This is a genomic window from Flavobacterium sp. Arc2 (assembly GCF_041431385.1).
Taxonomy (GTDB): domain Bacteria; phylum Bacteroidota; class Bacteroidia; order Flavobacteriales; family Flavobacteriaceae; genus Flavobacterium.
In genome coordinates this window covers 79,096-94,243 of sequence record NZ_JASMRH010000006.1, presented here as the reverse complement: position 1 = coordinate 94,243, position 15,148 = coordinate 79,096, and the positions used below count along the sequence as shown (strand labels likewise).

Below are 15,148 nucleotides of genomic sequence, written 5' to 3'. Positions count from 1 at the left end.
ATTGTCAGACTATTAGCTGTTTTATACGTTATTTAAAAGAAAACTTAAACTATCGAAATTCCCGGCTATTTATTTTCAATATTTTAACTAAAATGCCTTTTTACTTACAATGGAAAATAACTTTACAAGATCTGCTTTTAGACAATATTAAGCTTCTGAAAAATAAATACAATCAAATTGCATTAATATGCTCAAAAATTGTTTTCAAAAATTCTTTTTAATTTATTAAATCCTATATTTGTGAAAATTGAAAATCCGTATTCAAGAACATGGAAAAAAACTATAAGAAGGAAGGTAAATACAGCTATTATGAAGCTGGAGAAGGAACGCCAATTGTAATATTACATGGGCTAATGGGAGGGTTAAGTAATTTTGATGCCGTGGCTAGTCATTTTTCTGAGAAAGGATACAAAATTGTTATCCCGGATTTACCTATATATACTCAAAATATTTTAAAAACAAACGTAAAAAGTTTTGCTAAATACGTTAAGGACTTTATCACTTTCAAAGGATTTAACAGAGTAATTCTTCTAGGAAATTCCCTTGGAGGACATATCGCTTTATACCATACAAAGATGTACCCTGAAAAAGTTGCTGGACTTGTAATAACAGGAAGTTCTGGACTATATGAAAGTGCAATGGGTGATAGCTATCCAAAAAGAGGTGATTATGAATATATCAAGAAAAAAGCTGAAGACGTATTCTACGATCCTGCAATTGCTACACCGGAATTGATTGACGAAGTTTATGCTACAGTTAATGACAGAATAAAACTAATCAAAACATTAACAATTGCCAAAAGTGCCATTCGTCATAATATGGCGAAAGACCTACCAAAAATGCATGTACGAACTTGTATTATTTGGGGTAAAAACGACAAAGTAACTCCACCGGATGTTGCTGAAGAATTTAATAAATTATTACCCAACTCAACCTTATATTGGATCGATAAATGTGGTCATGCGGCAATGATGGAACACCCAGAAGAGTTCAATCGTTTACTTGAAGAATGGCTAACTAAATCCAATTTATAAGTACCTCGCCCTTAGAAGAGGTTTTACACAAAAAAATATGAAAATCAATACCGCCGAATTTGTAATTAGCAACTCCGATGTTAGCAAATGTCCAAAAGACCGTTTGCCAGAATATGCTTTTATAGGCAGGTCTAATGTTGGGAAGTCCTCATTAATCAATATGTTGACCAACCAGAAAAAATTAGCTAAAACATCTGGGCGACCAGGAAAAACGCAGCTAATAAATCATTTCCTAATCAACAACAACTGGTTCTTAGTTGATTTACCTGGATACGGTTATGCCAAAGTATCAAAGAAAACAAAATCAGTTTTTCAGCAGTTTATAACTGATTATTTCGAAACAAGAGAGCAATTAGTTTGTGCTTTTGTTTTAATCGACATTCGTCATGAAGCTCAAACAATAGATATTGAATTCATGTCCTACATGGGAGAGAGTGAAATTCCTTTTTGTATTATTTTCACCAAAGCAGACAAGATCAGTAAAGTAAAAATTGATTCTCATATTGCAGCATACAAGAAAAGTATGTTTGCTAACAATTGGGCCGAAATGCCACAGTACTTCGTGACCTCTGCAACAGAATCCTTAGGAAAAGAGGATGTTCTGAGCTATATCGACGAAGTAAATCAAGAAATTTTTAAAGGCGGTGGTCAATTCTAAAAATAGAATACGTTGATTACTACATAAAAAAACATCCCAAAGCTTAAATTTAAGCTTTGGGATGTTTTGCATTACAGAAGTAACTAATCTGACCTCCTCGATTTTTTAGGTATATATTAGCAACAATAGAAGTCTACCATTTTAGAATTTTCAAGATAATGCCTTACTAATTGTATTAACGAAGCACTATCCTTGCAGAAACTTACTTCTTCAACTCTAATTTCTCAGCAAAATATTCACAAAAATCCCTCATGGTATCTGCCATTTTCTCATCACCTGTGGCACGTTGATAAGTATCTGACATCGCTACCAATGTTTGATGAAAGAAAATTTTCATCTCATCTACAGGCATCTCTTTTGTCCATAAATCAATACGCATACTTTCTTTGGCTTTACTATCCCAAACAGACAGCATAATTGCTTTTGCCTCTTCTAATTCTACACCGCCATCTTCTGCGGTCCACATTAGTTTTTCTGGAACGCGGTTTTCATCTAACTCTACAAGGAATTTAATTTCCGATCTTTTTTTATCTGACATTACTTTTTAGGTTTGTATTTTGATTTTTCAAATATTTCTTTAGCATTTGCATCTAATAACTGTTGCAAAGATACTTCATTGTTTTTCATATACGAGCGAACAATTTGCCATCCTATCCAACCACCAACTTGACCCGGTGTTTCATTGTCTATTTCTAAATAAAATTTAGAAAAGGGAGCTGGACTTATAAAACGTGGAATCAGTTTTTGATCATCACTATAGAGCATTTCTTTTTCTATAAAATAACGCCATATATAACTCTCGTTTTCATTACACCATTCAATCTGCTCATTTGTATATCCCATTTTATCAGCATCGCTATAATCAGGCAGCAGTAGATCTTTTAAATATAATTCCTTTCCTGAATTTATCATTTTAGACAATAATTTTTTATCGGCATCTAGTACTACTTTTCGTTTGTAGAAACTAGAAACAACATCAGGCATAATCTGATTTTCCTCAAAGTTCTGCTTGATATATTCTGGAAACTGATAAAACTTATGTTCCTTTCCTAAATACATTTCGAGCGAAATAATCACCAGACTATCTGCATATATGACTTTATTATTGTAATCCATTTCAGAAATTACGGTAATCACTTTTGGTATTTTCGTTTCAGGAAAATAATACTTCACATGCTTAAAAAGCTCCTCCAGTTTGATTTTAACGGGTTCAAAATTTGAATATTTTTTCTGTACCTCAGTATATAATTCTCTCCAAAGAGGATCCTTCATTTTATCTAACCAAACCGCATCTTCATTTCCGGGAGGAAAAAAAAACGGAAACTCTTTTTTTACTTTATCCAAGTTTTTCGGCTCCGTTTCAAAAAAGACTTTATCAAAACGCTCTACCTTTATTTCCACAGGAATTTCTTCAACAGCTTTTTCTATTTTGCTTTTTTTATCACATGATAGAAAAAAGAGACATAAGAGAAGTGGAATGTGATATGTTTTCATTATTTTTTTAATTAAATTTGCCGATATAAAATCAGAAAAACAGGCGTACCCTTGAATGATTTTGCAAATATACATTCCTGCTCGTTAAAACGTAAACTATTATGATTAAAAAAAAAACGCTTCAAGTTGAGAAAGTAAATACTCATATTGTTAATTGGTTAAAAACATATGCTGAAAACGCAAAAGTAAATGGATTTGTTGTGGGAATTTCTGGCGGAGTAGATTCAGCAGTAACTTCAACTTTATGTGCTCAAACAGGACTTAAAGTTTTATGTGTTGAAATGCCTATTCATCAGCATGAAAGTCATGTTAGCCGTGGACGCGAGCACATTGAGCAGTTAAAAAGCAGGTACCCTAACGTTTCAGAAACCCTGGCAGACCTAACTTCTGTTTTTGAAACTTTCAAAAGTGAGGTTCCTACCGACTTTGAGGAACACAAACTTAACCTGACTCTTGCTAACACACGTGCTCGTTTACGAATGACTACCCTATATTATTTTGCTGGAGTTCATGGATTATTAGTGGCAGGAACAGGAAACAAAGTGGAAGATTTTGGCGTTGGTTTTTTTACAAAATATGGAGATGGCGGTGTAGACCTTAGTCCGATTGCTGATTTAATGAAATCAGAAGTATTTATGTTAGCTGCTCATTTACAAGTTCCAGATTCTATTTTAACTGCAGCTCCATCTGATGGACTGTTTGGTGATGAAAAAACAGATGAAGCTCAATTAGGCGCAACCTATGATGAATTAGAGTGGGCTATGACTCAGGACGAAGAAGGAAAATCTAGTACTGACTTCTCAGGAAGGGAAAAAACGGTATTTGATATTTACAAACGTTTAAATAAGATTAACCAACACAAAATGAAAGAAATACCCGTTTGTTTAGTTAATCGGGATTAACGGTATTTCATCCGAATAATTAGAAATTAAATATAATTTTTCTTATATTTAATAATGAATAGTGACAAAAAAAATCTAAAACCAAAAATCATGATAAAAGTTTGTTTAGCTGATAACTTCCCTGTAGTGCATTTTGGAGTGAAATCTTATTTTAAAGATCATGCCGAAATATCATTAGTCGCCAATGTTGGTAATTTTTTAATGATTCGTGATATTCTCCTTACTAAAGATATTGATGTTTTAATTCTAGACTTAGAACTAGAAGGTCTTTCCAGTATTTTTGAAGTCAAATCAATTTTAAAAAACTTTCCTAAGACAAAGATTATTATATTCAGTGGTCTTTCGGAACAGATTTACGCACCAAATGCCATTAAAGCTGGTGTTTCAGGATTTGTTCACAAGAAAGAGAAATTGGAAACCTTAGGTCTATCAATAATAAAAGTGAACCAAGGAAAGATTATCATGAACGAAACCGTGAAAAAAAATATCGCCTTAATTGCAAAACAAAGCAAAAGTGAACGTTTGTATCGAAAACTTTCCAATCGTGAAGTTGAAGTGTTGCGTTATTTAAGTGGAGGTAAGAAAAATCACGAAATTGCTGAAATTCTAGGCCTTAACGAAAAAACGATAAGTACCTACAAATTGCGTTTGTTAACAAAACTAAATGTTACTAACCTAGTTGATTTAGTAAACAAAGCAAAAAAATTAGAAATAGTTTAATTAAAAACGAGACATTACCCGTCCTAATTTTTTCGAAAAAGCAGAAGTTAGACCAAGATAGTCTCTAATCATAGTCATAGGCTCCGTATTGTCTGATTCAGATGTTATGGAGCTTTTTATTTCTTCAATAATTTTACCTACTAAATACCAGCGTAGGGTTAAAATAGTCTCTGAGACATTCTGACCTATAGTGTCCTTTTTATATTTTGGGAAAATATTCTGACCTTCCCAATTGTGTAAAATAACTCTTTCGTCTTCCATCAAAATATCAGTAACCTCTTGAGCAAACTCAGGCTGCAAATGCATCAGATATTGCTCTAAGCTGAAACCATCATTTTGAAGAAAATAATTAATCAGATCGTTGAATATGTCCCTAAACAAAGGATTTGCTAACTCTACCTCATCCTCTTGTAAACTCAAATAGATTCTGTGAAATACTTTGTATTCTTTTTTCTCAATCACATGTTCAATCTCACCTTCTCCATTCGATTTTAAAAGTACATCTTCAAATTCTTCCGTTTTATCACCATAAAGAAGCAACATCTCTATAATTTTTCTTTCTAAACGATATAGTATATCTACTTTTTCAGTATCGGCAGGATTTTCATTTTTTACAACTTCTAATGCCTTGTATTCTTGCTTCTTTTTTTTACCAACCTCAGTAGTGTCTTTCTGAACTAACTGTGCCAAAGTACTAACTAGTACCTGCTCTGAAATATCCATTATTCGGGAACATTCCTGAATGTATATTTCGCGTTGGATTCTATCTGGTATTTTAGAAATACTAACTACCATATCTCGAATCAAATCGGCTTTTTTTATAGGATCATTCTTTGCTTCATTCATCAAAAGCGATGCTTTAAACTGAATAAAGTCTTTTGCATTATTTTCAAGATAATCCAGCAAATCATCATGAGACGTTTTCTTGGCAAAACTGTCTGGATCTTCCCCATCAGGAAATGTACAAACCTTTACATTCATACCTTCTTCCAGAATTAAATCAATTCCTCGAATGGAAGCACGCAATCCCGCTGCATCACCATCAAAAAGAACAGTAATGTTTTTTGTAAGTCTATTAATTAAACGGATTTGATCTGGCGTTAACGCCGTCCCAGAAGACGCAACTACGTTCTCAATTCCAGATTGATTAAATTGAATAACGTCAGTATAACCTTCGACCAAAAAACAATTATTAAGTTTAGCAATCGATTGTTTGGCTTGAAAAATCCCGTAGAGCACTTTACTCTTATGGTAAATCTCACTTTCTGGTGAGTTTAAATATTTAGCTGCCTTTTTATCATTGGTCAATATTCTTCCCCCAAAACCAAGCACCCTTCCCGACATACTTTGTATAGGAAACATAACCCGGCTTTTGAAACGGTCAAATGGCCTGTCTTCTCTGGCTATTGTCAAACCAGTACTTTCCAGAAACTCTAATTTATACCCTTTCCCAAGCGCTTCTTTAGTAAAAGCATCCCAAGTATCTGGAGAATACCCAAGGCTAAATTTCTCTATAGTTTCATTAGTAAACCCTCTTTCTTTAAAATAAGAAAGGCCTATGGCTTTTCCCTCTTCTGCTTTTAAAAGTGTTTTATGAAAATAGTCTTTTGCAAATTCAGAAACTAAGTACATACTCTCTCGAATATCTGTATTTGCTTTTTCTTCATTTGTTTGCTCTGTTTCCTCTATTTCTATGTTGTATTTTCTGGCTAAGTACCGGATGGCTTCAGGATAAGTAAAATGTTCGTGCTCCATTAAAAAAGCGACAGAATTCCCCCCTTTTCCAGAACTAAAATCTTTCCAAATCCCTTTAGCTGGTGAAACCATAAAGGATGGAGAACGCTCGTCAGAGAATGGACTCAGTCCTTTAAAATTACTTCCTGCTCTCTTTAATTGGACAAAGTCACCAATAACCTCCTCAACTCGAGCAGATTCGAAAACAGTATCAATAGTCGCTTTTGAAATCAAAATAGATGTAAAGTTTTAATTATTTAAAGAATGCAAAAATACGCAAATCAAAGTTCATAATTCAACATCTAAAACAAAAAGTGCTTCTTGCGAAGCACTTTTAAAGTAATAAATTAACTCAACCTAAACCTAATTAAAATCAAAGCGAACACCTAGCGAAACGTTATTTTGCTTGATCGCATTATCTTTAAAGAGTGGGTTTAAGTCGTATCTTAAATATAAACTTGTTGCTTTGTACCCTACATAAGCACTTAGTCCATAATTCCAATCATCAACATTCCAATTCCCTTTTTGTCTTTCTGTTATCTGATTTCCGTCCTTTTCATAACTTAAAAACTGTTTAGAATTGGTATTATAGCCAACAAATCCTCCTAAACCGACTCTAAAACCTCGTTGAATTCTAAAAGAATTGTCCTTATCTTCAATTCTATTTTTTGTGAAATCCAATTCTAAAAATATTGGAATAGTAATAAAAACATTTTTGAAATAACTACTGTTATTTTTTAAATTATACGGGTAATATGCAACAACAGTTTGACTTTTATCTGTGATAAAATAGCGATTATTGGTTAGATATAAAGTATTATAAACACCGGTTAACCCATATTTTAAATGCAATAAATTGCTATCCTTAAATAATCTCGTATTAAATGTTAATCCCCATTCTAAGAAAGAAGAACGCAAATAGTAAAAACCTGAGTTTTCTACGCTACCATTAGTCATTAAATTATTAAAACCAGTAGCAAGGACTATTTGATTTGATGTTCGTTTTACAAATTTATTTTCATTTATAGAATCTTTCCTTTTTACATTATCTATAATTTCATTTTTTCCATAATAAAACTTAAAGGTTTTACTTTTTTCAGAATTTATAAAATCTTGCGAGTTAATTTTACCCTCCACTTGCGCTTGCACTAATTCTTTTAGTTCTTGTTGAGTAACAGCAACTTTATTTTCAATTATAGTCGCTCTCGCCTGTGACAATTGCTGCTTTTTTACATCGGCCTGTTCTTGTGAAATACTTCCTTTCTCTAATTGCAGGTTGACCTCTTCTACTTCCACTTTCAACGCAGCTTTTTGTTCATTAGTAATATTCTCGATTTTTAAAGCAATTTTTTTTGCTTGTGCTTCAAAGGTTTCTTGCCCTAGTATTTTACTCGCCATAAGGCATAAAAGAATTGCTAAGTAAATGGTGAAATTTCTCACAATGATTTAATTTTAAAATTGATTGATGATTTATTCTAGATTACGATTGGCAAAGGCCACTTTTACAGTTTGGTAACTTTTACTCACTTTACTAATTACTTTCTCCCTAAAAGAAAGTTCTAATTCAGTATCAACTTGCGACAATAAATAGGAAGCATCCACAGTTACCTTACTACTTTTCATAACGACATCGTTACTTGCTGCAACTTGAGGAACCATTTCTTCAACAGTCGCTGTTGATTTCTCTGCAATTAATACAGACTTGTCTTTATTGTTTTGCCAATGTGGTGTATTGACTTGATTGATGATTGAACGCTCCGTTTTATTATTAATATTATTAGTTACTACTCTTTCTTTCTTTATAATTTTACCAAGTCGCTTTTCTGAAACTACAACTTCTTTTTCGTCAGAACTTGAAGCTGTATTCATCAATTCTCCTTCCTCTATCACTTTCTCCTCAAGACCTCTTTTTTCATTCTCTTTATACTGTATAACTACTTCATTTCCTTGCTCTATACTCTTCGTTTCTGTTAGATAACTAAAAACTGTCCCAATCAGTAAAAACCCAACTATACTGGCTGCTATATAAATCCAAGAGAAGTTCTTCCTCCTTTTTGTGTTTTGAGCTTCATCTAACATCCCTTCCAATTTATCCCAAGCTGCGCTCGAAGGTTGAATACTGTTATTCTCCAGCTTCTGTTTTATTTGGCTTTCAAAGTTATTTAGTTCCATACTCGTAATTTTTTATTGTATTAATCTGCTGTTGCAAAATCTTTCTGGCGTGCGACAACTGCGATTTTGACGTACCTTCATTAATACCTAAGATCGCGGCAATTTCCTTATGCTTAAAGCCTTCGATGGCATATAAATTAAAAACCATTTTATAACCATCTGGCAGACTATCAATTAAAAACTGAATGTCAGCTATTGAAAATTCACTTTCGATTGGATTAAAACTTTCTTCAACATAAATTTCATCTTCGATAAACTTAACCTTCTTATGAACTCTAATATAAGAAATGCTTTCATTGACCATTATTCGTCTAATCCATCCTTCAAAGCTTCCATTATGCTGAAACGCTTTTAAATTTGTAAAAACTTTCATAAAAGCAGCAATCATAACATCTTCGGCTTGTTGTAAGTCTTTGATATATTGCCTGCAAACGCCTAACATTTTTGGAGAAAACCGAGTATAAATAGACTGCTGTGCCTTTCGATTATTCTCGATGGCCAACCGAATCATTTCAGTTTCTTCTTGATTTAAGTTGATTACTTTCATTGTTAGTGTTCCGTTTTTAGTATTCAGTTGAAACACTGATAATAGGCTTCTATATACATAGACGTGAATGGATGCAAAAAGGTTGTATGGGAAATTAGATAATGTGAAAACTAGTTGGCCATGTGATTTTAAATGCCTAAATACCAACTATTTACAATATTTAAAATAATTTTATAATTATCTGATTTTCTGATTACCAAATTATTTCTTTCTTTCGATTACGTAATTCACCATCAAGATTAAGGCATCTTTAAAATCTGAATTCGGATAGTTATCCAATAATAAAAGTGCATCCTGCTGAAATTCAATCATTTTATTTTCAGCATAAAGCAAACCGTCATTGTCTTTTACAAAAGCAATAACTTCTTTAACGCGTTTTTTGTCTTTGTTGTGGTTTTTAATCGAATTGATTAACCATGACTTTTCTTTAGAAGTACAGATATTTAGAACATGGATTAAAGGTAAAGTCATTTTTTGTTCCTTGATATCGATACCAGTTGGTTTCCCTATCGCATCCTCAGTATAATCAAACAAGTCATCTTTAATTTGGAATGCCATTCCGATGAGTTCGCCAAACTTTCTCATATTCTCCACCTGAATCTCATCCTCAATAACTGATTTTGCTCCAAGAGCACAACAAGCAGCAATAAGTGTCGCTGTTTTTTTTCGGATGATTTCGTAATAAATTTCTTCGGTAATATCAAGCCTTCTCGCTTTTTCTATTTGCAGTAATTCACCTTCGCTCATTTCACGAACTGCTATTGAAATTATTTTCAATAAATCAAAATCACCGTTGTCAATAGAAAGTAACAATCCTTTTGAGAGTAAATAATCTCCCACAAGCACTGCAATTTTATTTTTCCAAAGTGCATTGATTGAGAAAAAGCCTCTTCTACGATTACTGTCGTCTACCACATCATCATGAACTAAAGTTGCGGTATGTATTAGTTCAATAACACAGGCACCCCGATAGGTTCTTTCGTTCACTGTTCCTGCAGAAACCATCTTAGCAGTTAAGAAAACGAACATAGGTCGCATTTGCTTCCCTTTTCGGTTGACTATGTAATACGTGATTCTATTCAATAAAGCCACTTGCGAGGTCATCGATTCATAGAACTTTTTTTCAAAAAGTTCCATTTCTTTAAAGATGGGCTGTTTTATTTGAGAGGTGACATTCATTAAGATTTCAAAGTTACATCTTTTACTAATTATAAATAGACTTAAAACTAATTTAAGTCTTCTAATTTAGGAAAAACTTGCTCTTAACATTGCTAACTTATTCTTAACTACATGTCTCTTTTTGTTAAACTTATCTTAATCTACTGAAAAAATCACAATTATAAGTTTGCACGACAAACATAACTATAAAAAAATGAAAATTTTAAAACAAAATCTACTCTTGCTTTTACTTGTATTTTGTACGCATTTAATCAATGCTCAATCAAAACCGGTTAAAGGAAAAGTAACTGATTCAACTGGTTTTCCATTAACTGGAACAACAATTTTAGTCAAAGGAACTAAAAACGCCACAATCGCAGATGCAAATGGAAATTACACTATTGCAACCGAAAAAGGAAAGACCTTAGTTTTTACTTTCATGGGATTTACTACTAGGGAAGTTACAGTGAGTAATCTTGAAAATCTAAACATTACTCTTCAAGATGATTCTATATCATTAGGTGAAGTTGTAGTTACGGCATTAGGAATTAAAAGAGATAAACGTGTGCTAGGTTACGCCTCGCAAGAATTAAAATCAGATGATATTAATAAAGTAAACTCGGCTAATTTTGTTTCAAATCTAACAGGTAAAATATCAGGGGTGCAAATTTCTGGCTCTGGTAATGGAATCGCGAGTTCGTCAAGAATTACGATTCGCGGGGACAAATCATTAAACATTAATAACAATGGCCCCTTATTTATAGTAGATGGTATTCCCATTAACAATAACGTCTATGGTGTGGGAGGCTCTTCAACAAGTCAAGCTGATTTACCTACAGATTATGGAAATGGTGCGTCAGAAATTAATCAAGAAAATATTGAAAGTGTAAATGTACTAAAAGGGGCAGCAGCATCTGCTTTATATGGTTCTCGCGCTGCTAACGGTGTTATTGTAATTACTACTAAATCAGGCAAGAGAAGCAAAGGCTTAGGAGTTTCAATTTCCTCTTCTTTTATGACAAGCGAAGCATTAAGATTACCTGAAATTCAAGGTGTGTATGGCGCGGGTTCTAAACAAATTTACGACGCAGGTGCAGATACAAATTTAGGCCCTCGTTTTGACTCTGGTATTTCATTATTACAAAACGGAAGTCCAGGATATTCTGTAGGACAAGGGCAAGTATTACCTTTTGAATTTAGATACAACCTCAATGATTTTTTTAGAAAAGGAAGTTCTATTTCAAATTCGGTTTCTGTTTCTGGTTCTGATGAAAAAACGAATTTCAGATTGAGTTACGGAAAAACAACCAGCGAAGACATTGTTCCTAACTCTAATTTAAAAAGAGAAAACATCAGTTTGAATCTTAATTATAACATTTCAGATAAATGGAAACTGGCTACTGTTGCCACCTATACAAAAAGTTCCAGTGATAATACTCCGGTTACTGGCTACGGAAGCCAAGGTATCATGTATAATTTACTTTGGAACCATACCAATGTTGACTTAGACTGGTTGAAAGATTATTGGATTGTAAAAGATGTAAAACAAAATAGCATGTTTGGCTGGGGAGACAACCCTTTTAAAATTGCTTACGAAAACATCAACGCCTTTAAAAAAGGCCGCATTTTTGGAAACATTTCTTCTACTTACGAGATTAATAATGATTTTTCATTCATGGCGAGAATAGGTATGGATAATTCAAATGATTTTAGATGGTCACGCAGACCTATTGGATCTTCACGATACACACAAGGAATGTACCGCGAGCAAACCATTGCATTTACAGAATACAATGCTGATATGTTACTTTCTTATGATCATACTTTTGGCGATTTTTCCTTTAAAATTTCTTACGGAGCAAATAGCATGAATCAATACACGTCTGAAAGTAAAATTGAAGGACAAGGAATTAGTATTCCCGGCATCTACAATTTACAAAATATCAATGTGATGCCTATACAATCTCGAAACATTTACAAAAAGCGCATCAATAGTATGTACAGTTTAGCGAATATAGGATATAAAGATTACTTGTATTTAGATTTAACAGCTAGAAATGACTGGTCATCTACCCTACCTGCAAACAACAACTCTTACTTTTATCCTTCTGCTTCATTAAGTTTTATTCCAACATCATTATTTGAAATGAATGAGAATATTGACTTCTTAAAATTAAGAGTAAATGCAGCCTCTGTAGGGAATGATACTGATCCGTATCGATTAGTAAAAACTTACGATAACGGTTCTTTACCAGGAACATTAACTAACCCAAGTGCTATTTTAAATAGTAATTTAAAACCTGAAATTGCAACTTCATATGAGGTGGGAATTGAAGGGCAGCTTTTCAAAAAAAGGATTACGCTAGATATGAGTTATTATATCACGAACTCAAAAAACCAGATTGTAGGTTTAGATATTTCTCAGGCTGCAGGTTTTAATTCTAATGTGATTAATGCAGGTAAAATTCAAAACAAAGGAATCGAAATCGGTTTAGGACTTACTCCAGTTAGAACTAAAAATTTTGAATGGTCGCTTAACGCCAATTTTACTCAAAACCGAGGTACTGTAAAAGAACTAACTCCAGGAATTGATAATTATATTATCGCCCAAGGCCCCAATGGAGGTACTATTGAAGCCCGTGTAGGAGAACGAATGGGAGATTTATATGGTCGTGGTTATTTAAGAAGTCCAGACAAGCAAATTGTGTATGACAATACAGGGTCACCAATATTAGATACTAAAATTAAAAAAATAGGAAACTATAATCCAGATTGGATGTTAGGACTTGCTACTAATTTAAGATATAAAAATATCAGTCTAAATGCGCTGTTTGACGTTAGACATGGCGGGAAAATATATTCGATGACAAACGCAATCGGAATGGAAAGTGGCATACTTGCCGTTTCATTACAAGGAAGAGAAACAGGAATAATAGGCGAAGGTGTTGTGAAAAATACCGACGGATCTTACAGCCCAAATACAACTTCAATAAGCGCTGAAAACTGGTATTACTCTAATGCCTTTCGTAGAGACAACATAGAGGCTAATTCATTTGATGCGTCTTATGTAAAATTAAGAGAAGTGAGTTTGAATTATAGATTTTCTGAAAAATGGACTAAATCCGTAAAAATGCAAAATGTAAGCATTGGTCTAGTGGGAAATAATCTGGCACTTTGGACGAAAGTCCCAAACATTGATCCAGAAACTCAATCCATAAGTGGAGGTACATTATTACCAGGATTTGAAGTATTACAACTTCCGTCTTCCAGAAACTATGGAATCAAATTAAATGCTTCATTCTAAAAAAATTATCATGAAAAAAATCATATTATTCGCATTATTATTAAGTGCTATTATTTCTTGTACCGATGGATTTGAAGAAATTAACACTAATAAAAATCAACCTACTGCCTCGCAACCCAAACAATTGCTACCAAACGTTATTTTCAATTTAGCCAATAGTAACGTTACTAACTCTTATGATTTTGGAGATGTTCTTGCTCAATATGCAGGTTTCTACGAGTACAATCAATTAGACGTTTATAACTGGGGGGCTGACAATCGTTTTTGGGGATTGTACAAATGGCTTAATGACATCTATGACATTAAAAAACAAGCCGTAGCTCTAAATGACAAAAACTATGAAGCCATAGCGCTAGTTCTAGAAACCTACACTATGAGTCTAATTACTGATACTTATGGTTATGCACCATACATGGAAGCCGCAAAAGGAGAAGAAGGAATCTTGAAACCAAAATACGATTCGCAAGAAGCAATTTACACACAATTGCTATTGAATTTAGATCAGGCAAATGCAATAATTGACACTAAAACAAAAGTTGAAGGCGATTTATTGTATAATGGAGATATGTTAAAATGGAAAAAATTCTGTAATTCATTACATCTAAGACTTTTGATGCGTACTTCTAATAAAGTAAATGTAAGTGCTAAGTTAAACGAGATCATTACAAAACCTACAGAATATCCATTATTCCAATCTAATGCTGACAATGCAAACTATCTTTACTCAGGGAGCTATCCTAATATTTCTCCAATGACAGATGGTATCAATAGATTGTATGGATATAATATTGTTGTTCCTTCTACTAATTTAGTAAACACACTAATCGCTAATAACGACCCAAGGCTGGAAGAGTGGATTGACCCAATTGCAGGGACCACTAATCACTTAGGATTACAACCAGGACTTGCTTCAGATCAAATTGGGGAACCAACGAAGTATTCTAGAAGAGCTGAAGATTATTTTTATACTAAAACAAAAATATCTTCAATATTTATGACTTATAGTGAATTGAACTTCCTATTGGCCGAAGCAAGTCAGCGCAGTCTTATTACAACTGGGACCGCAAAAACATATTACGAGACTGCCGTAGACGCTTCTTTTAAACAATGGAATGTAATTATGCCCGCAGATTACCTGACTACAACTGCTCCATATAGTGCTACGACTGAGGTTTTATACACGCAAAAATGGCTAGCTTTATACCACACCGGAATAGAATCATGGTTAGACTGGAAAAGAACAGGTAAACCAAGTTTTATTAAAGCAGGTCCAGGAGCAAAAAACAATGGTAAAGTTCCTAGAAGAATCATGTACCCTAGCCTAGAGCAATCTGTTAATGCTGAAAATAATAGCGAAGCATTACAAAAAATGGGCGGCGATGATATCAATGTAAAAGTATGGTGGGATAATTTTTAAAGAAATAT

Annotated in this window: 13 protein-coding genes; 6 read left to right on the top strand and 7 right to left on the bottom strand. The window is 33.4% G+C overall.

Translation table 11 applies throughout. The features are described 5' to 3' along the window. Positions 1–269: 269 nt before the first annotated feature. Both QO182_RS05545 and yihA read left to right on the top strand, forming a co-directional pair. On the top strand, positions 270–1,034 hold the full coding sequence (locus QO182_RS05545; protein WP_371560369.1) for an alpha/beta fold hydrolase: 765 nt from the start codon (positions 270–272) through the stop codon (positions 1,032–1,034). Between the two features lie 37 nt (positions 1,035–1,071). Continuing rightward, positions 1,072–1,692, top strand: a complete 621-nt coding sequence (gene yihA, locus QO182_RS05540; RefSeq protein ID WP_371535895.1) for a ribosome biogenesis GTP-binding protein YihA/YsxC — start codon at positions 1,072–1,074, stop codon at positions 1,690–1,692. Positions 1,693–1,894: 202 nt separating this feature from the next. Here the strand turns inward: yihA and gldC are convergent, their stop codons facing one another. Both gldC and gldB read right to left on the bottom strand, forming a co-directional pair. Further along, a complete protein-coding gene (gene gldC / locus QO182_RS05535; protein ID WP_371560367.1) occupies positions 1,895–2,230 on the bottom strand; it encodes a gliding motility protein GldC in 336 nt (111 codons plus the stop codon). After that, positions 2,230–3,186 (bottom strand): gliding motility lipoprotein GldB, encoded by a 957-nt coding sequence (gene gldB, locus QO182_RS05530; RefSeq protein WP_371560365.1) that lies wholly within the window; start codon positions 3,184–3,186, stop codon positions 2,230–2,232. The genes gldC and gldB overlap by 1 nt, the downstream gene beginning before the upstream one ends. 101 nt (positions 3,187–3,287) lie before the next feature. On the opposite strand from gldB, the gene nadE reads away from it, so the two are divergent. Beyond that, on the top strand, positions 3,288–4,088 hold the full coding sequence (gene nadE / locus QO182_RS05525; protein WP_371535887.1) for an NAD(+) synthase: 801 nt from the start codon (positions 3,288–3,290) through the stop codon (positions 4,086–4,088). A 90-nt stretch (positions 4,089–4,178) separates the two neighbouring features. After that, positions 4,179–4,808 carry a LuxR C-terminal-related transcriptional regulator gene (locus QO182_RS05520; protein ID WP_371535884.1) on the top strand — a complete coding sequence of 210 codons (630 nt, stop codon included), beginning with the start codon at positions 4,179–4,181 and terminating at the stop codon, positions 4,806–4,808. Here the strand turns inward: QO182_RS05520 and dnaG are convergent, their stop codons facing one another. The 5 genes from dnaG to QO182_RS05495 all read right to left on the bottom strand — a co-directional run bounded on the left by dnaG (position 4,809) and on the right by QO182_RS05495 (position 10,440). Beyond that, positions 4,809–6,776, bottom strand: coding sequence for a DNA primase (dnaG, locus tag QO182_RS05515; protein ID WP_371560364.1), 1,968 nt, complete (start codon positions 6,774–6,776; stop codon positions 4,809–4,811). It lies immediately after the preceding gene. 129 nt (positions 6,777–6,905) lie between these two features. Next, positions 6,906–7,982, bottom strand: a complete 1,077-nt coding sequence (locus tag QO182_RS05510) for a hypothetical protein (RefSeq protein WP_371560362.1) — start codon at positions 7,980–7,982, stop codon at positions 6,906–6,908. Positions 7,983–8,012: 30 nt separating this feature from the next. Next, positions 8,013–8,714, bottom strand: a complete 702-nt coding sequence (locus QO182_RS05505) for a hypothetical protein (RefSeq protein ID WP_371535876.1) — start codon at positions 8,712–8,714, stop codon at positions 8,013–8,015. Beyond that, complete coding sequence (locus QO182_RS05500) at positions 8,701–9,261, bottom strand: RNA polymerase sigma factor (RefSeq protein WP_371535874.1); 561 nt, start codon at positions 9,259–9,261, stop codon at positions 8,701–8,703. The genes QO182_RS05505 and QO182_RS05500 overlap by 14 nt, the downstream gene beginning before the upstream one ends. Before the next feature lie 201 nt (positions 9,262–9,462). Then, positions 9,463–10,440: a polyprenyl synthetase family protein gene (locus QO182_RS05495; RefSeq protein ID WP_371535872.1), complete on the bottom strand. Its 978-nt coding sequence runs from the start codon at positions 10,438–10,440 to the stop codon at positions 9,463–9,465. A gap of 193 nt (positions 10,441–10,633) precedes the next feature. Here QO182_RS05495 and QO182_RS05490 point away from each other — a divergent pair, with 193 nt between their 5' ends. Together QO182_RS05490 and QO182_RS05485 are read left to right on the top strand one after the other, a co-directional pair. Next, positions 10,634–13,723, top strand: coding sequence for a SusC/RagA family TonB-linked outer membrane protein (locus QO182_RS05490; RefSeq protein WP_371560361.1), 3,090 nt, complete (start codon positions 10,634–10,636; stop codon positions 13,721–13,723). Between the two features lie 10 nt (positions 13,724–13,733). Next, positions 13,734–15,140, top strand: a complete 1,407-nt coding sequence (locus QO182_RS05485) for a SusD/RagB family nutrient-binding outer membrane lipoprotein (protein WP_371560358.1) — start codon at positions 13,734–13,736, stop codon at positions 15,138–15,140. Positions 15,141–15,148 lie beyond the last annotated feature (8 nt).